The organism is Dechloromonas denitrificans (genome assembly GCF_020510685.1).
GTDB classification, from domain to species: domain Bacteria; phylum Pseudomonadota; class Gammaproteobacteria; order Burkholderiales; family Rhodocyclaceae; genus Azonexus; species Azonexus denitrificans_A.
In genome coordinates, this window is the sequence record NZ_CP075185.1 from 1,717,389 (window position 1) to 1,734,777 (window position 17,389).

The window sequence follows — 17,389 nt, forward strand, 5'->3', positions numbered from 1 at the left end:
GCAGCAAAAGCGCCGAGCAAGCCGGCAATGTCGTGATTGCGACAGCGCCAGGATTTCTATCTGTTTGATCGATAGGCAAAAAATCCTGGTGCCGGTCTTGCTTGGCAAATGGCATGAAAACTCATCTCGACTGGTCGGCTTACGACACCTACGGCGTTGGCGACGCTTATGCCGGCATTCCGGCGACCGGCGGCAATTACGCCAAGGCGGTCGCCGTGTGCATGAACAACCACCAGTGCCAGCGCGACGGCAAGGGCGTGATGTGCCCGAGCTACCGCATCACCGGCGATCCGGCCCATTCCACCGGGGCCCGGGTCAAGGCCTTCAAGGCGGCGCTGAATGGCGAACTGGGCGAGCAGCCATTCGTGCATCCCGATCTGGCGGCGGCGATGGATCTCTGCGTGTCGTGCAAGGGCTGCAAGAAGGAATGCCCGAGTGCCGTCGACATGACACTGATCAAGACCGAATACCTCGCCCAGCGCAACGAGCAGCTGGGTCTGTCGCGCCGCGCCCGGCTGTTCGGCGGCCTGCCGGACTGGCTGCATCGCTATCGCCGGCCGCTGGCGGTGCTGGTCGGCTGGCGCAATGCTTGGCCCGGGCTGGCGCGGCTGGCCGAAGGCTGGCTCGGCATCGCCGCCGCCCGGCCGATTCCGCTGCCGGCCGCGCGGCCGCTCGCCGCCCCGGTTGTGGCGAGCAGCGGCGAGCGGGGAAAGGTGATCCTGTTCGTCGACACCTTCACCCACTACTACGCGCCGGAAGTAGCCGTGGCGGCCAGCGCGGTGCTGGCGGCCGGCGGCTACACGGTGGAAATCCTGCGGCCGGCTGCCGACGATGGCGAAGTCGAGCGTCCGTTGTGCTGCGGCCGGACCTATCTGTCGCAAGGCATGGTCGACGCGGCCAAGCGCGAAGGGCAACGCATGATGGCCGCGCTCGCCCCGGCGCTGGCTGAAGGCACGCCGATCGTCGGCCTCGAACCGTCCTGCCTGCTCGCCCTGCGCGACGAGTTCTACAGCCTGTCGCTCGGCCCGGACGTGGCGCAACTCGGCAAGCAGGCCTTCCTGTTCGAGGAATTCCTGATGCGAGAGGGCAACAAAGGGCTGAAGCTGAAGTTGAAGCCGCTCCCCGGCGGCAAGGCCGTGGTCCATGGCCATTGCCACCAGAAGGCCTTCGGGGCGATGAAGTCGGTCAGGAAAGTCCTCGGCTGGATACCGGAATTCGAATTCGACATCGTCGACGCCAGTTGCTGCGGCATGTCCGGCAGCTTCGGCCTGGAAGCCGAGCATTACGCCGCCTCGGTCAAGATGGGCGAACTGGCCCTGCTGCCCGCCGTGCGGGCCGCCGCCGATGATGCGTTGATCGTCGCCGACGGCTTTTCCTGCCGGCACCAGATCGCCGATGGCAGCGGCCGGCAGGCCATCCATGTCGCCGTACTGTTGCAGCGGGCGCTGGCCTAGCGGGGCTGGTGCGGCGCTTCAATCCATGGTCAGCACGGCCGCCCCTTGCAATGCGCCGCTGCGCAAGCGGCTGAGGGCTTCGTTCGCCTGTTCCAGAGGGAAGGGCGTGACGGTGGTCCGGATCGGGATTTTCGGTGCCAGGTCGAGGAATCCGAGGCCATCTTCGCGGGTAAGGTTGGCTACCGAGCGAATCATCCGCTCACCCCACAGGTCGGCGTAGCTGAACCCGGGAATGTCGCTCATGTGAATGCCGGCGCACACCACGCAACCGCCTTTTTCCGTATGGCGCAGGGCCTCGGGTACCAGCGGGCCGGCGGGGGCGAAGATCAGGGCTGCGTCGAGCGCCTGCGGTGGCCTCTGCTCGGCGCTGCCGGCCCAGGCTGCACCCAGGCTGCGCGCGAAATCCTGGCTTTCGGTGTCGCCGGGACGGGTGAATGCATAGAAGCTGCGCCCCTGATGTTGGAGCACCTGGGCGATGATGTGTGCCGCCGCGCCGAAGCCGTAGATGCCGACTGTTTGCGCCTCGCCGGCCAGGCGCAGCGCCCGGTAACCGATCAGGCCGGCGCACAGCAGCGGTGCCAGTTCAATCGCCGGCGCGCTGTCCGGGGTGTCCGGCAGCGCGAAACAATAGCGTTCGTCAGCCACGGTGTATTCGGCGAAGCCACCATCGATCTGGTAACCGGTGAAGCGCGCCGAGTCGCACAGATTCTCCCGCCCGCTCAGGCAGAAACGGCAATTGCCGCAGGTCCAGCCCAGCCAGGGAACGCCGACTCGCTGGCCGATGCGGAATCCACTGACGCCTTCGCCAAGGGCGGTGATGCGGCCAACGATCTCGTGGCCGGGAATGATGGGCAGCGCCGGGTTCGGCAGTTCGCCGTCGATCAGGTGCAGGTCGGTACGGCACACGCCGCAGGCTTCGACCCGCAGCTGGAGCTGGCCCGGCCCGGCGACCGGAACCGGCAGCTGTTCAAGGCGCAGCCCTTGGCCGGGACGGTGAAGACGCATGGCGCGCATGCTGGCAGGGGTGAAAGCGTGCATCGAGATTCTCCTCTTGCCCGTCGCGCCGACTGGCGGCGGGCGAAGTGCTTACACGGTCTTATTCCCGGGCGACCGTCCTGACCGCTCACGGCAACCAAAACAGCCGCGCATCGACCGGCAATGGTCCGGTTGCCAACGGCTGCTTGCTTTTGGATTGTAGGACGAAGTGATGCCAGCTAGAAAAATCGAGTCAGTATTTAGCGTGGCCGAAAGCCTTCGGCGCGATGAGCTCAGTCAGCGAAAGCACCATGCTGGCGAAGAAGTTTTGCTGCTCACCTGGCCGCCTCATCAATCCGGTCACCTGCCGGTTCGGGCCTTTCCCAGGGGGGCACGGGATCGAACTCGCTTGCCAGTTCGGCGAGAAAGGCCCTGACCTTGGGCACCCGGCTCCGGCTGGGCGTGTAGCAGGCGTAGAGAAACTGGCCGAGGCGGGTGATCGGCTGGTAATCGTCGAGAATGGTTTGCAGCCGGCCTTGGGCCAGTTCCGGCCGGCAGACGTAGGTCGGCAGGATGGCCAGGCCATGGCCGCCGAGCACCGCGTCGTGCACGCAATCGACACTGTTGAAGTGGAACTTGCTGCTGACCGGGACGCTGATTTCCTCGCCGTTGCGATCCTGCAGGCGCCAGATCCGGCCGTCGGCGGTCGGCAGGTAGCTGAAGCACTGGTGTTCGGCCAGCTGCTGCGGCGTTGCCGGTTCGCCGTGGCTGGCCAGATAGGCCGGCGTGCCGACGATCACCCGTTGCAGGCTGACCAGCTTGCGCGCGACCGCGTCTTCCGGCGGCGCCTTGGTCATGCGCAGCGCCAGATCGATGTTGTCGTCCACCAGATCGACCAGTTGGTCGGTGAGGACCAGTTCGCAACTGAGTTCCGGATAGCGGGCGACGATGCGCGGAAAGAGCGGGGCGATGTACATCCGGCCGAAGGTGATCGAGGCGCTGATGCGCAGCAGGCCGCGCGGCGCGTCGCCCTGGTTCTTGACGGCAATTTCGGTGCTCTGGATGGCCTCCAGCGCTCGTAGCGCGTGTTGATGGAAGATTTCGCCCGAGGGCGTCAGGCTGAGCCGGCGGGTCGAGCGCTCGAACAGGCGGACGCCGAAGGCGCGTTCGAGTTCGCCGATCTGCTTGCTGATCTGCGCCCGGGTGCAGTCGAGACGCCGCGCCGCGGCGGCCATGCTGCCGGCCTCGACGACCTTCACAAAACTTTCCCAACTACTTAACCAGGCCATTTTGTCAATAATCCGTTGACGGTATGACAAGAATTATGGGCTATTTGACAATGGATTTAACAACTATAGTTCGTCGAAATCGTCGATACCTTTCATCTCTGGAAAACAAGCCATGCTGCGTACATTAAGCCGCCCCGATGTGATGCTCACCACCCTGGCCGCGGCCGGCATTCTGATGGTCACCATGGGCGCGCGCCAGTCGCTTGGCCTGTTCATCAGCCCGCTCGATGCGACGACCGGCCTGGGTATTGCGACGATCAGCTTGGCGCTGGCTGTCGGGCAATTCGCCTGGGGCGCCATCCAGCCGGTGGCCGGGGCCGTGGCCGACCGTTTCGGGGCGCGTGCCGTGCTGATCGGCGGCCTGCTGGTGCTGGCCGTGGGCAGCGCGATCACACCGTTCATGAGCACCGGTTTCGGCCTGATCATCTCGCTCGGCCTGCTCTCGGCGATGGGCTCGGGGGCCGGCAGTTTTTCCGTGCTGATCGGCGCGGCGGCGCAGCGTCTGCCGATCGAGGCGCGCGGAGCGGCCTCCGGCGTGATCAATGCCGGCGGCTCGTTCGGCCAGTTCGTTTTTGCCCCGATCATGCAGAAGCTGATCCAGTCGATCGGCTGGATGGGTGCGCTGTGGGCGATGGCGATGATGGTGCTGGCCGCGCTGCCGCTGGTCGGCAAGCTGACCGGGCCGACGGCGGTGGCGCCGGCCAAGCACACGCATGAAGATAACGGCCTGCGCCATGCCATCGTCACGGCGATGCAGGACCGCAGCTACCTGCTGCTGCATGCCGGCTTCTTCACCTGCGGCTTCCATATCGCCTTCCTCGTCACGCACCTGCCGGGCGAGGTCAATCTGTGCGGGCTGCCGCCGGCGGTAGCCAGCTGGTCGCTGGCGATCATCGGGCTGGCCAATATCTTCGGCAGTCTCTATGCCGGTCACTGCATTTCGAAATATCGCAGCAAGTACGTGCTGGCCGCGATGTACGCCTCGCGCGTCCTGCTGGTCGGCCTGTATCTGCTGATGCCGCGCACCGAACTGACCTTCTACCTGTTCGCCGCCGGCCTCGGCTTCACCTGGCTGGCCACCGTGCCGCCGACCGCCAACATCGTCGGCAAGCTGTTCGGCGTCCGCTATCTCGGCACCCTGTTCGGCCTGACCTTGCTGTCGCACCAGATCGGTGGCTTCCTCGGCGCCTATCTCGGCGGCCTGGCCATCGTCCAGTTCGGCGACTTCGGCTGGATGTGGTACGCCGACATGGTGCTCGCCGGGCTGGCGGCCATCGCCAATCTACCCATCCGCGAGGCACCGGTGCAGCCTGCGCTGGCCCCGGCCTGAACTGAGGAGCATGCGACATGAGCGATTTTCGTCTGGACATTTCGGTGGATGCATTGAACGAGCGGGGCGGCGAATACCTGCCCGGTTACCTCGGCATCGAGTTGGTCGAATTGCAGCCCAATTCATTGCGTAGCCGGATGCCGGTCAAGAAGCTGCATTTCGCGCCGAACAATTTCCTGCACGCCGCCAGCATCGTCGCGCTAGCCGACACCACCTGCGGCTACGCGACGATTGTCCATCTGCCGGAAGGGGCCGAGTCCTTCACCACCATCGAGCTGAAGAGCAACCACCTGGGCACGGTCACCGAGGGCAGCATCGCCTGCGTCGCCACCGCCCAGCACCTCGGGCGCAATACCCAGGTCTGGGATGCCGTGGTGACCGACGAGGCGAGCGGCCGGAAACTGGCGCTGTTCCGCTGCACGCAGATGATTCTCTGGCCGCGCAGCCCGAAAGCCGCGGCGTAGGGCGAGCGTCAGCGCGCTCGGGCGCTGGTCGCCGCCGGCAATTTCACTCGAATTCGACCAGCACGTCGCCGGTCTGGACATGCTGGCCGGCCTTGACGTTGACCGCCGCGATCACGCCGGCCAGCGGGGCGGTGATGTTGGTTTCCATCTTCATCGCTTCGAGCAGCAGCAGTGGGTCGCCAGCCTGGATGCGGCTGCCGGCGTCGGCGAAAATCTTGACTACGGTGCCGGAAACCGGGCTGCGGCAGACCTTGTTCTCATTGGCCAGCGGCGCCGGCGAGCCATGGACCGCCAGTTCGGGCGGGGCGCTGCCGGCCAGTCTGGCCGAGCCGACCGGATAGGCCGGCGGCAGGCTGGCGTGGTCGGCTTCGGCGACTTCGACATCGACCTCGTAGGTCTTTTCATCGATGGTGATTCGTAGTTTCACGGTTGCTTCCAATCAATGAAGGCGGTGCGAGGCATGCACCCCGATGCGGCCGACCTGGCCCCAGGCGCTGGAGTGCACCAACCGGACCTGGCGAATATGGGCGTGCACGCCGAGAAAGGCGGCGACCGCCGCCGAAATGGCCAGCAAGGTTTCTTCGCTGGGGGCCGAATCGGCTGCCGCCACGCCTTCGCTCATCCGCTGTTCGAGTTCGTTGACCCGGCGATTGAGGGCGCCGATCTCGGCGCGCATCTGCGCGATCAGGGACAACAGTTCGTCTTCCGTTTGCTTGCTGGTCATGGTGGCAATCCTAGAGCGGTATCAAACCGTGCTTCTTATGCGGCCGGGGCACGCGCTTGATGCGCAGGTACTCAAGCGCCTGGGCGATATGCTGGCGGGTCAGGGCGGGTTCGATGACGGCATCGACCAGCCGCTGTTCGGCGGCGACATAGGGGTTGGAGAAAGTGTCGCGATAACTGGCGATCAGCTCGGCCCGCCGTTCCTCCGGATTGGCCGCCTCGCCGATCTCCTTGCGGAAGACGATCTCGGCTGCGCCTTCGGCACCCATCACGGCGATTTCGGCGGTCGGCCAGGCGAACACCCGGTCGGCATCGAGATCCTTGCCGCACATCGCGAGGTAGGCACCGCCGTAGCTCTTGCGCAGGATGATCGTGATCTTCGGCACGGTCGCCGACGAATAGGCGAAGAGCAGCTTGGCGCCATGGCGGATGATGCCGCCGTACTCCTGCTCGACGCCCGGCATGAAGCCCGGCACATCGACGAAGGTGACGAGCGGAATGTTGAACGCGTTGCAGAAACGGATGAAGCGCGCCGCCTTGGTCGACGCATCGATGTCGAGCACGCCGGCCTTGACCGACGGCTGGTTGGCGACGATGCCGACCGAGGCGCCGCACACCCGGGCAAAGCCGACGACGATGTTCATCGCATGGCCGGCCTGGACTTCGAGGAAATCGGCCTCATCGACGATCGCCGCGATCACCGTCCGGACGTCGTAACCCTGCTTGCTTTCCTCGGGCAACAGCGTTTCGAGCAGCGGATTGGCTTCGATCAGGTAATCGCCCTCGACCAGCGGCGGATCTTCGAGATTATTGGCCGGCAGGAAGGCGAGCAGTTTGCGACAGAGCGCGATGGCGTGCTGATCGTCGTCGGCGATGAAGTGGATGACCCCGGAGTGCACCATGTGCGCATCCGGCCCGCCGAGTTCCTCGGCGGTGACGCTCTCGCCGGTGACCTGCTTGATGACCTGCGGCCCGGTGATGAACATCTGCGCCTGGCGGGTCTGGATGATGAAGTCGGTCAGTGCCGGGCTATAGGCCGCGCCGCCGGCGCACGGCCCGCAGATCAGCGAGATCTGCGGCACCGCGCCGGAGAGCAGCACGTTGGCGTGAAACACCTTGCCGTAACCGGACAGCGAAGCGATCCCTTCCTGTACCCGGGCGCCGCCGGAATCGTTGATGAAGACGAAGGGCGAGCCGGTCTTCAGCGACGATTGCATGATCTCGGCGACCTTGATCGAATGCGTCTCGCCGGCCGAACCGCCGGCCACCGTGAAATCCTGGCTGGCCAGATGGACCAGCCGGCCGCCGACCGAGGCCGCGCCGGTGATCACGCCATCGGCGGCAAAGACCTTGTCGGCCATGCCGAACAGCGTCGCGCGATGCGTGGCGAACTGGCCGACTTCCTCGAAGCTGTCGGCATCGACCAGCGCGGCGACCCGTTCGCGGGCGGTCAGCCGGCCGGACTGGCGATGCTTCTCCTGCTTCTCGGCGCCGCCGCCGAGGGCATTCACCGCGCGGCGGCGGCGCAGTTCGGCAATCTTCTCTTGCATGGTGCTCATGGTTCGTCCTGTCTATTCGCTGACCGGCGTCACCGAGACCCGGTGCGAGCGGCCGTTCAGTTTGACGTCGTAGGTGATCGGGCTGCGCAGCGGGGCCGCCTCGCCGGCCGGGCTGCCGGCCGGAGCGGCGGGCGGCGCCGGGTCGACGCCGAGGTTCTTCGGGCCAAGGGCGCGGCTGGCGAAGAAACCGGGGGCGACCTGCGGGAACATCGCGTAGGTCAGGACGTCTTCTTCGCTGCCGTCGCAACCCGGCAACGCTGTCGCCGCAGCCTGCAGGGCGCCCCACTCGGGTTGCAGCAGATCGGCCGGGCGCTGTTCGATGGGCGGCTTGTGGGCGTGCTGTTCGGCCAGGGCGAGGACCGCCGGGTCGCGCTCGCCCGGTGCCTGGCCGTAATAGCCGAGCATCAGGTCGGCGAATTCGCTGGACATCACTTTGTAGCGGCCCATCAGCACATTGAACACGGCCTGCGTCCCGACGATCTGGCTGGATGGCGTGACCAGCGGCGGAAAGCCGGCATCCTCGCGGACCCGTGGCACTTCGACCAGAACCTCATCGAGGCGGTCTTCCGCCTTCTGCTGCTTGAGCTGGCTTTCCATGTTGGAAATCATGCCGCCCGGGATCTGGCTGTCGAAGATGTCGGTCTCGACGCCGTGGATGTTCGACATGAAGGCCTGGTAGCGCGGCCGCAGGGCGGCGAAGTGATCCTTGATGCGATGCAGGCAGGCCTTGTTCAGGCGGGCTTCGTAGCCGGTGCCGTCGAGCATGGCGACCAGGCTCTCGGTCGGGTTGTGGCCGGGGCCGAGGCTGAGCGAGCTGATCGCCGTATCGACGCAGTCGGCGCCGGCTTCGATGGCTTTCATCAGGGAAACCAGCGTGACGCCGGTCGTCGCATGGGTATGGACATGAATGCGCACGCCCTCACCGCAGCGCGTCTTGATGCCCTTGACGATGTCGTAGGCCGGCTGCGGCTTGAGCAAGGCGGCCATGTCCTTCAGGCAGATCGAATCGCAGCCGAGGTCGACCAGCTGTTCGGCCATTGCGACGAAGGTTTCGGTGGTGTGTAGCGGACTGACCGTGTAGCAGATCGTCCCCTGGGCATGTTTGCCGTTGCGGCGTACCGCCTGGACCGAATGGCGGATGTTGCGGATGTCGTTGAGGGCATCGAAGACGCGGAAGACATCCATGCCATTCTCGGCTGCCTTGTCGACGAAGCGGTCGACCACGCCGTCCTCGTAATGCCGGTAGCCGAGCAGGTTCTGGCCGCGCAGCAGCATCTGCAGCCGCGAATTGGGCAGCAACTTGCGAAAGACGCGCAGCCGTTCCCACGGGTCTTCGTTGAGGAAGCGGATGCAGGCGTCGAAGGTCGCGCCGCCCCAGCATTCGACCGACCAGTAGCCGGCCTGGTCGATGTCGGCGCAGGCCGGCACCATGTCGGCCAGCGCCATCCGGGTCGCCAGCAGACTCTGGTGCGCGTCGCGCAGGCACAGCTCGGTGATGTCGATTGTTTTGGTCATATGCAGCTCAATTCCTCAACGGGCACAGCCAATGGAGCGTTCTGGCGCTAGATGGGCCAGTATGCACCGCGGATCGGCAAGATGCCAACGGCCCGCTTTCCCGGGCGGCGAGCCCGGATTGCTCGGCGGATAAGCTTTCCGGGATAAGGCTAGGGCCGGCCAGATTGCGAAAAGTTCTTTTTATCGGTTCGTCGGGAATTGATTCATGATTGCGCGGTCAGACGCGCTCTGCTTTCACCATCAACCATCCAAGGAGTTCTCGATGTCCCAATCCGTAACGCTGGGCGGCAATCCGATCGAAGTGGCCGGAGTCTTGCCGGCGAAGGGCGCCACGGCGCCCGATTTTTCGCTGGTCGGCAAGGATCTGGCCGATGTCACGCTGGCCAGCCTGGCCGGCAAGCGCAAGGTTCTGAACATTTTTCCGAGCATCGATACGCCGACCTGCGCCACCTCGGTCCGCAAGTTCAACCAGTCGGCCAACGAACTGACCAATACCGTCGTGCTGTGCATTTCGGCCGACTTGCCGTTCGCCCAGAACCGTTTCTGCGGCGCCGAAGGCCTGGCCAATGTGCAGACGCTATCCACCATGCGCGGCCGTGAATTCCTCGACGCCTACGGTGTCGCCATCAAGAGCGGGCCGCTGGCCGGTGTTGCGGCGCGTGCCGTGGTGGTGCTCGACGAAAACAACAAGGTGTTGCATAGCGAGCTGGTGTCCGAGATCAAGAACGAACCGGACTACGCCCCGGCCCTTGCTGCCCTGGCCTGATCGCCTCCGCCCGGCGCCAAATCACCTTTGCCGGGCAACCGGCCAGGTGATTTGGCGCTAATCTCTCGCTCAATGAGCAAGCTCTCTTCCCCCGCCGCGCTTTCGCCGGTCATGTCGGGCCTCAAGCTGTCCGAACTGATTTCGGCTCTCAGTCATGCGCTGGATATCACCGAAGGCCAGCCGGAAGGGCATTGCGTGCGCTGCTGCTGGATCGGCATGCATATCGGCCGGACCATCGGGCTTGATGAAGATGCCCTGTGGGGTCTCTATTACACGCTGCTGCTCAAGGATCTCGGCTGCAGCAGCAATGCCGCGCGTATCTGCGAGTTGTATCTGACCGACGACCTTGCCTTCAAGCGCGATTTCAAGACGGTCGGCGACAGCCTGCCGCAGGTGCTCAATTTCGTGCTCAAGCACACCGGCCTGAAAGCCGGCCTGGCCGAGCGCTTTCGTAGTGTCATGACGATCATGCGCGACGGCAGCGAGATCGCCCGGGAACTGATCGCCACGCGCTGCCAGCGCGGGGCCGAAATCGCCCGCCTGCTGCGCTTTCCGGAAACGGTGGCGGCCGGCATCTACAGCCTGGATGAGCATTTCAACGGCCAAGGCAAACCGGCAGGGCTTTCCGGCGAGGCGATTCCATTGTTTTCGCGGATCGCGCTGCTCGCTCAGGTCATCGATGTTTTCCACACGGCCGGCGGGCCGCAGGCGGCGCTCGATGAAATCGGCCGGCGTTCCGGCCGCTGGTTCGATCCCCATCTGGTTGCGGCATTCGGCACGGTTGCGGAAAGCGACGCCTTCTGGGCGACGCTGGCGTCGCCGGAAGTCACCGCCGCCATCCTCGAACTGGAGCCGGCTTCCCACGTCGCCGAACTGGACGACGACTATCTCGACGACATCGCCGCTGCCTTCGGCCAGGTGGTCGACTCGAAAAGTCCCTACACCAGCGGCCACAGTGCGCGCGTCGCCCTCTACGCCGACATGATCGCCGAGACGCTTGGTCTGGCGCCCGAACGCCGGCGCTGGCTGCAACGCGGCGCCTTGTTGCACGACGTCGGCAAGCTCGGTGTCAGCAACAGCGTGCTCGACAAGCCGGGCAAGCTCGACGCCGACGAGTGGGCGGCGGTGCAGGCGCACGCCATGTACACCGAGACCATCCTGGCGCGCATCGAATGTTTCGCCGAGTTGGCCAGGGTCTCGGCGGCGCATCACGAGAGGCTCGACGGCAAGGGCTATCCGCGCGGTTTGCCGGCCGCCGAGATCTGCCTGGAAACCCGCATCATCACGACCGCCGATATCTTCGACGCGATCACCGCCGAGCGTCCCTATCGCGGAGCCGTACCGATCCCGAAGACGCTCGAGATGATGGCCGAGAACGTCGGTACGGCTATCGACGAACGTTGTTTCGCAGCTCTCAAGCAGGCGCTCGACCGCCAGCCGGGCTGATTCCCCCGTAAAATACGGTTTTTCTGAATTCCGGCCCGTCCGGACAAGGTCTCTACTGCATGAATACCATTGAAAAAGTGCCGACTGTCGGCTTCGTCAGCCTGGGTTGCCCGAAAGCCGGCAGCGACGCCGAGCGTATCCTGACCAAGCTGCGCGCCGAAGGCTACGAAATCTCCCCGAGCTACGAGAATTCCGACCTCGTCATCGTCAATACCTGCGGCTTCATCGATGCCGCCGTCGAGGAATCGCTCGACGCCATCGGCGAGGCGCTCAACGAAAACGGCAAGGTCATCGTCACCGGCTGCCTGGGCGCCAAGGGCGATATCGTCAAGACGACGCACCCGTCGGTGCTCGCCGTCACCGGCCCGCATGCCGCCGACGAGGTGATGGGCTATGTCCATCAGCACCTGCCCAAGCTGCACGATCCGTACAGCGATCTGGTGCCGCCGCAGGGCGTCCGCCTGACGCCGGACCACTTTGCCTACCTGAAGATTTCCGAAGGCTGCAACCACAGCTGCACCTTCTGCATCATCCCGTCGCTGCGCGGCCCGCTGGTCTCGCGGCCGGTCGGCGACGTGCTGGCCGAAGCGGAAAACCTGGCGCGCGCCGGGGTCAAGGAAATCCTGGTCATTTCGCAGGACACCTCGGCCTACGGCGTCGATCTGAAATACCGCACCGCCTTCTGGGGCGGCAAGCCGGTCAAATCGCGCCTGAAGGAACTGTGCGAGGCGCTGGCCAGCTTCGGCATCTGGGTCCGTTTGCACTACGTCTATCCGTATCCGTCGGTCGACGACGTGATTCCGCTGATGGCCGAAGGCAAGATCCTGCCTTACCTCGACGTGCCGTTCCAGCACGCCAGCCCGAAGATTCTCAAGGCGATGAAGCGTCCGGCCTCGGCCGAGAACACGCTGGAACGCATCGCCAAGTGGCGCTCGATCTGCCCGGAAATCGTCATCCGTTCGACCTTCATTACCGGCTTCCCCGGCGAAACCGAAGAGGATTTCGACCAATTGATCCAGTTCCTCGAAGACGCCAAGCTCGATCGCGTCGGCGCCTTCGCCTACTCGCCGGTCGACGGTGCCAAGGCCAATGAGCTCGAAGGCCTGCCGCCGGAAGAGGTGCGCGAAGACCGCCGGCGCTGGCTGATGCAGGTCCAGGAAGATATCAGCGCGGCCAAGCTGGAAGCCAAGATCGATACGGTCATCGAAGTGCTGGTCGATGCGGTCGATGAAGAAGGCGTCGTCGCCCGTTCCAAGGCCGATGCCCCGGAAATCGACGGTCTGGTCTATATCGACGGCTTCTTCGACGCCGAACCGGGCGACTTCCTGCAGGTGCGCGTCACCGATGCCGATCACCATGACCTCTACGCCGAGCCTGTCTGAACAATTGGTTGGGATCGTCGGGGCGGCTTACGTCCTGACCGATCCGGCCGAGCTCGCGCCTTTCCTGACCGACTGGCGCGGCCGCTATCACGGTCGCGCCCAATGCGTGGTCCGCCCGGCCGATGCCGGCGAAGTCGCCGCCGTGGTCAAGGCCTGTGCCGCGGCCGGCGCGCCGATCGTCGCGCAGGGCGGCAATACCAGCCATTGCGGCGCGGCAACGCCGGACGAGGCGGGGCAGGCGGTGCTGCTCAGTCTGTCCCGGCTGAACCGCATTACCGCGGTCGACCCGCAAAACAACACGATTTCGGTCGAAGCCGGCTGCACGCTGGCCGCCGTGCACGAGGCGGCGCGCGCCGTCGACCGGCTGTTTCCGCTGGCTCTGGCTTCCGAAGGCAGTTGCCAGATCGGCGGCAACCTGTCGACCAATGCCGGCGGCGTTCAGGTGCTGCGCTACGGCAACACCCGCGAACTGACGCTCGGCATCGAAGTGGTGTTGGCCAGCGGTGAACTCTGGAACGGCCTACGCGGCCTGCGCAAGGACAACACCGGCTACGACCTGAAGCAGCTGTTCATCGGCGCCGAAGGCACGCTCGGCATCATCACCGCCGCGGTCCTGAAGTTGTTTCCGCTGCCCAAGCGGCAGACGACTTGCTGGCTTAACGTGCCGTCGCCCAGCGCGGCGGTCGATCTGCTCAATTCGGCGAAGGCGGTTTTCGATGCCCAGCTGACCGCTTTCGAGCTGATTTCCGACGTCTCGCTCGGGCTGGTGTTGAAGAACATTCCCGAATCCACCCGGCCGACGGAAAAAAGCCCGTGGTACATCCTGGCCGAGTTTTCCGAGGCCGATCCGGCCGCCGTCGAAAACTGGCTGGCGGCGCGACTGGAGCGGAATGAGGTCGGCGACGCCGTGCTCGCCCAGTCCGACAGCCAGGCGAAAAAGCTGTGGGCCCTGCGCGAGAACATTTCGGAAGCGCAGAAGATCGAGGGCATCAGCATCAAGCACGACGTTGCGGTGCCGGTATCGCGCATTCCCGAGTTCCTGGCCTGGGCTGATGCGGCGCTCAACGCGGCCTTCCCGGGCATCCGCGTCGTTGCCTTCGGGCACGTCGGCGACGGCAACCTGCACTACAACCTGTCGAAGCCAGATGCGCTCGACAACACCGCCTTCATCGCCTGCCAGCCCGCCGTCAATCGCCTGGTGCATGACACCGTGCATGCGCTGAACGGCTCGATTTCGGCCGAACACGGCATCGGCCAACTGAAGCGCGAGGAACTGCTGCGTTACAAAAGCCCGGTCGAAATGGCCATGATGCGTACCGTCAAGCAGGCGCTCGATCCGCAGGGCCTGATGAATCCCGGCAAGATTCTCTGAATATCGGGCAATTCAAGGAAAACGGAGTCCGGAGGGCAACTGGCTGAGTTCGTCGCGACACCATGAAACCATGGCGAAGTTATCCCCAAGGCGGTGTTTCGTATTGACACGCAGAATTGACCGCAGGTTGGGCGTCAACTTCTATGGCGGGTTGGTGCCCTTTGCGGACGTAGCTAAATTTGAAAAGCAGTCATTCAGGAACGTAGAGCTAACCGGCGCTGCGCGGCTTTATCGCGCAGCGTCCAGCAACCGAAGGGGAGCACGGTTGAGCGCCATGTTATGGCTCATTTTGGTTTCGTACTGCTTTCTTCTTGAGCGGTGATTAGCCCATCCTGAACAGTAAAGACCAAGTATTGCTCAAACTCCGACTCATAGCCCATGTGCACATATCGCAGACGCTTGCCACGAGGAACAACAAGTTTTCCCGTGTACCACTCCGCGTGGACAGGCCCGGTGGCACCGGGAAAGAAGATAGAGAGTGGAATCTGCTCCGGCGATTCTCTGCATGGGTTCGCTGCGAGAGACCTTAGATAGAGTTTCTTATCTAGAATAAACCATCGACCTTGATACCTTCGCCATGACCCAGTACATACGTCTTGTGCAAATTTCTCCAGTTTGGAAATTTCACTCTGGTTGTTAACCAAATAAATTGTGAACGGCTCGGAAAAGAGACTTTGCTCCACGCCATCCAATTCGATCAATTCCGGTATTTGGGCTGTGGCATAGGAGCAGCGGGTTACAAGTAGCAAGAGAGCGAAGAGAAAGGCGCGTGTCATTCCTGAGCCATAACGTTGAAAATCACCGGACGGCAAAAAGCGCAGGTTTTTGACGAACAGGTGGATTGTGGTGTTGGGCGTAGATGTCATGGAGATAGCCAATGGGCAGTATGAATGACTTGGTTTTTGTCGTTGAACTCAACCGACCATGCCTGAATGCCCTTGAGCACAGGATGCTCCCACCACGCTCTGAATACACATGGTGTATTACAGGCTTGGGATGGCATGGCATAGCGTAGAAATGGTTGAGTAGGACGCTCAATGACACTTGGCTTGCCGAAGCGCTCGACTACAAGAGAGTACGGGTCTCCATTGGCGGTAGCCTCGAAGGCTTGCTCGTACCGAGACACGATGTATGAGCAAGCCGCCACTCCCGCAATAGATATTGCCAATAGCGATAACGCAATAAGTTTCGCGGGGGTTTTCATGATGCCCAACGTTGTAAATCACCGGCCTGCGCAGCTTTTTGCGCAGGTCGCCTCGAACGCAGGGTTAGACCTATTGTGCATAAGCGGAAGCCCTCAATTCTAGAGGTTGGCGATGATCTTTTTCACTGTTGGCTCCCCCCATTGTTTTGGGTGCTTGATTTGTACCCGACCACCATTGCCAATTTTTTCTGCCAACTCGGCAAGGCTCTTTGCGTGACGTTCTGACCAAGAGTTGGCAATTGCCAAGGAATAGACATCTTCGTAGGACAATGGCACGCTATGACCATGCAATGCCTTGAATAGCTCTTTCGCACGCGACTCGTCTAATGGGTGAGCGAGCCCGGTTGATGTATTTACTACCACCGAGAGAGTTTCAACTGCTTTCGTGAGGATTGGATTCATGGCTGGGCGAGAGGATGAATAGGGTTAACCGTTGAAGCTCACCGGACGGCGGACAGCGAAGCTGGCCGACGGTCCGGTGGAGCGGATTGTTGGGCGTAAAAGCTGGTGCTATTGGCACAAATGGCCTCTTTTTCGCGAGTGAAATGGGGGCTGGACATGAAGCCAGCGGTTTACCTCGGGCGACGAAAGAGCAAAAGGGCTGCGCTTTATTGGGCGCTGGGTCAGCAACTGTGGAACCGGCCCAAAAGTGCGCTCGCAAAAGGCTGCTGCGCGCAATGACACCTGGCTCCAAAAGAAGTAGCTGCCGCTACCAGATAACTTTGCGGCTTTGGCTTTGTGAGCCGCCTTGCTGACAGCGAATTTCGCCCAGTACTCGTGCTGTGACCAAAAATAGCGATGCCACCAGTTTTTCTGGCTTCCTCGCCGATTGTGTTTAATGACCTCGAATCTCATGACGCCCAACGTAGAAGTGAGCGGCCTGCGCGCCTTTTAGCGCAGGTCCGCTCGACTGCCGGGTTGGGCGTAACCACGGTTGTGTTACGCAAAGTACTTCTTGATGCACTCATACTCTGCGTTGCCTGAAACGATTAGGGATTCCTCGAATGATTCTGCGAGTATCTCGTGGAAGACATCATGGTTGGAAACAACAAAATGCCGACCTCTAGGCTTAAGCGGTGAGTTGGCATATGTGTAGGCGTTGTGAGCTTCAATGGGCCATTTTGAATCGGTCAGTTCGACGAGAAAGCTATCTCCCGGGTTGCTTGGGTATATCCCTATCGCAGGACTGCAATCAGTACTGGCGCTGCGAACACTTCTTGCGCCTTCAAACTTTAGCTTGACGAATGAAGGCGTCGTTTGCTCACCTTCGGCAAGCAGAAAAACTGAACATTCCTGGCTTGAGTAGATAAGAACAGCGTCTTCGATATGGTCATGCTGATATTGCAGAGCAATTGCGATTCCAGATTTCATCTGTCGTTCCGCCCCGTTGTAAAGATGAATCTGCTCAACCAGCGGCACGTTCCACGATTGACGCCCAACAGTTATTCAACGGACCCACCGGTCCGCATATTGATAATCACAAAACATCGAAATTCCAAGTAACTGATTGATTCATTTTGGGGCGACTCCGGCAAACTGTCCGCATATGCAATGATAGTACGGAGCGGCGAAAAGTCGGTATGCCGACGACAAGAAGGTTCTGGCGAATGGCAGCTATTGACCAGTTTCTTGAAGGACAGCTCCTGGCCGGGAGCACCGGTTCGCGCAAGCGATCAATAAATGCATAAATACGACCGCGATCATGAACGACGTTGACCGACATCAAGCCTGCGATTTGACATTCCAGTAGTGTTCCCACTGGCAAACTCGACTGAAAAGCGGGGACGCAAAGCTACCGGTCCTCTGACGGCATCAGGTCAAAGACAGCGGGGCTGCCAAGTACCTCTTGTGCTTGAACGTTCTCCATCCGTCAGTTGCGAACCTGCCTCTTACGAGCAACACCAACTGAG

16 protein-coding genes and 1 riboswitch are annotated in these 17,389 nt (G+C 62.6%); of the genes, 7 read left to right on the plus strand and 9 right to left on the minus strand.

Annotated features, from left to right (window positions below):
• The first annotated feature begins 113 nt into the window (after positions 1-113).
• Positions 114-1,454 (plus strand): (Fe-S)-binding protein, encoded by a 1,341-nt coding sequence (locus KI611_RS08305; protein WP_226419353.1) that lies wholly within the window; start codon positions 114-116, stop codon positions 1,452-1,454.
• 18 nt (positions 1,455-1,472) lie between these two features.
• Here the strand turns inward: KI611_RS08305 and KI611_RS08310 are convergent, their stop codons facing one another.
• Both KI611_RS08310 and KI611_RS08315 read right to left on the minus strand, forming a co-directional pair.
• Positions 1,473-2,492: a zinc-dependent alcohol dehydrogenase family protein gene (locus KI611_RS08310; protein WP_226419354.1), complete on the minus strand. Its 1,020-nt coding sequence runs from the start codon at positions 2,490-2,492 to the stop codon at positions 1,473-1,475.
• A gap of 272 nt (positions 2,493-2,764) precedes the next feature.
• Positions 2,765-3,718, minus strand: a complete 954-nt coding sequence (locus tag KI611_RS08315; RefSeq protein ID WP_226419355.1) for a LysR family transcriptional regulator — start codon at positions 3,716-3,718, stop codon at positions 2,765-2,767.
• A 112-nt stretch (positions 3,719-3,830) separates the two neighbouring features.
• Here KI611_RS08315 and KI611_RS08320 point away from each other — a divergent pair, with 112 nt between their 5' ends.
• A complete protein-coding gene (locus KI611_RS08320; protein ID WP_226419356.1) occupies positions 3,831-5,048 on the plus strand; it encodes an MFS transporter in 1,218 nt (405 codons plus the stop codon).
• 17 nt (positions 5,049-5,065) lie between these two features.
• Positions 5,066-5,512: a PaaI family thioesterase gene (locus tag KI611_RS08325; protein WP_226419357.1), complete on the plus strand. Its 447-nt coding sequence runs from the start codon at positions 5,066-5,068 to the stop codon at positions 5,510-5,512.
• A gap of 43 nt (positions 5,513-5,555) precedes the next feature.
• Here the strand turns inward: KI611_RS08325 and KI611_RS08330 are convergent, their stop codons facing one another.
• From KI611_RS08330 to KI611_RS08345, 4 genes are read right to left on the minus strand one after another with little or no spacing between them, the layout of a single operon-like run.
• A complete protein-coding gene (locus KI611_RS08330) occupies positions 5,556-5,939 on the minus strand; it encodes a biotin/lipoyl-containing protein (RefSeq protein WP_226419358.1) in 384 nt (127 codons plus the stop codon).
• A gap of 12 nt (positions 5,940-5,951) precedes the next feature.
• Positions 5,952-6,236: a hypothetical protein gene (locus KI611_RS08335; RefSeq protein WP_226419359.1), complete on the minus strand. Its 285-nt coding sequence runs from the start codon at positions 6,234-6,236 to the stop codon at positions 5,952-5,954.
• A gap of 10 nt (positions 6,237-6,246) precedes the next feature.
• Positions 6,247-7,785, minus strand: a complete 1,539-nt coding sequence (locus KI611_RS08340; RefSeq protein ID WP_319002339.1) for an acyl-CoA carboxylase subunit beta — start codon at positions 7,783-7,785, stop codon at positions 6,247-6,249.
• Positions 7,786-7,806: 21 nt separating this feature from the next.
• On the minus strand, positions 7,807-9,309 hold the full coding sequence (locus KI611_RS08345; RefSeq protein ID WP_226418198.1) for a methylmalonyl-CoA carboxytransferase subunit 5S: 1,503 nt from the start codon (positions 9,307-9,309) through the stop codon (positions 7,807-7,809).
• A gap of 262 nt (positions 9,310-9,571) precedes the next feature.
• Between KI611_RS08345 and tpx the strand changes: the two genes are divergently transcribed.
• The 4 genes from tpx to KI611_RS08365 all read left to right on the plus strand — a co-directional run bounded on the left by tpx (position 9,572) and on the right by KI611_RS08365 (position 14,275).
• Positions 9,572-10,075: a thiol peroxidase gene (tpx, locus tag KI611_RS08350; RefSeq protein WP_226419361.1), complete on the plus strand. Its 504-nt coding sequence runs from the start codon at positions 9,572-9,574 to the stop codon at positions 10,073-10,075.
• Between the two features lie 72 nt (positions 10,076-10,147).
• On the plus strand, positions 10,148-11,521 hold the full coding sequence (locus KI611_RS08355) for an HD-GYP domain-containing protein (protein ID WP_226419362.1): 1,374 nt from the start codon (positions 10,148-10,150) through the stop codon (positions 11,519-11,521).
• Between the two features lie 59 nt (positions 11,522-11,580).
• Positions 11,581-12,903 carry a 30S ribosomal protein S12 methylthiotransferase RimO gene (rimO, locus tag KI611_RS08360; RefSeq protein ID WP_226419363.1) on the plus strand — a complete coding sequence of 441 codons (1,323 nt, stop codon included), beginning with the start codon at positions 11,581-11,583 and terminating at the stop codon, positions 12,901-12,903.
• On the plus strand, positions 12,878-14,275 hold the full coding sequence (locus KI611_RS08365) for an FAD-binding oxidoreductase (RefSeq protein ID WP_226419364.1): 1,398 nt from the start codon (positions 12,878-12,880) through the stop codon (positions 14,273-14,275). The genes rimO and KI611_RS08365 overlap by 26 nt, the downstream gene beginning before the upstream one ends.
• A 284-nt stretch (positions 14,276-14,559) precedes the next feature.
• Here KI611_RS08365 and KI611_RS08370 read toward each other — a convergent pair whose 3' ends face one another.
• From KI611_RS08370 to KI611_RS08380, 3 genes are all read right to left on the minus strand, one after another.
• Positions 14,560-15,141: a hypothetical protein gene (locus KI611_RS08370; protein WP_226419365.1), complete on the minus strand. Its 582-nt coding sequence runs from the start codon at positions 15,139-15,141 to the stop codon at positions 14,560-14,562.
• Between the two features lie 437 nt (positions 15,142-15,578).
• Positions 15,579-15,881: a DUF1889 family protein gene (locus KI611_RS08375; protein WP_226419366.1), complete on the minus strand. Its 303-nt coding sequence runs from the start codon at positions 15,879-15,881 to the stop codon at positions 15,579-15,581.
• Between the two features lie 537 nt (positions 15,882-16,418).
• A complete protein-coding gene (locus tag KI611_RS08380) occupies positions 16,419-16,850 on the minus strand; it encodes a hypothetical protein (RefSeq protein WP_084513568.1) in 432 nt (143 codons plus the stop codon).
• Positions 16,851-17,229: 379 nt separating this feature from the next.
• A riboswitch (cyclic di-GMP riboswitch) is annotated at positions 17,230-17,319 on the plus strand.
• Positions 17,320-17,389 lie beyond the last annotated feature (70 nt).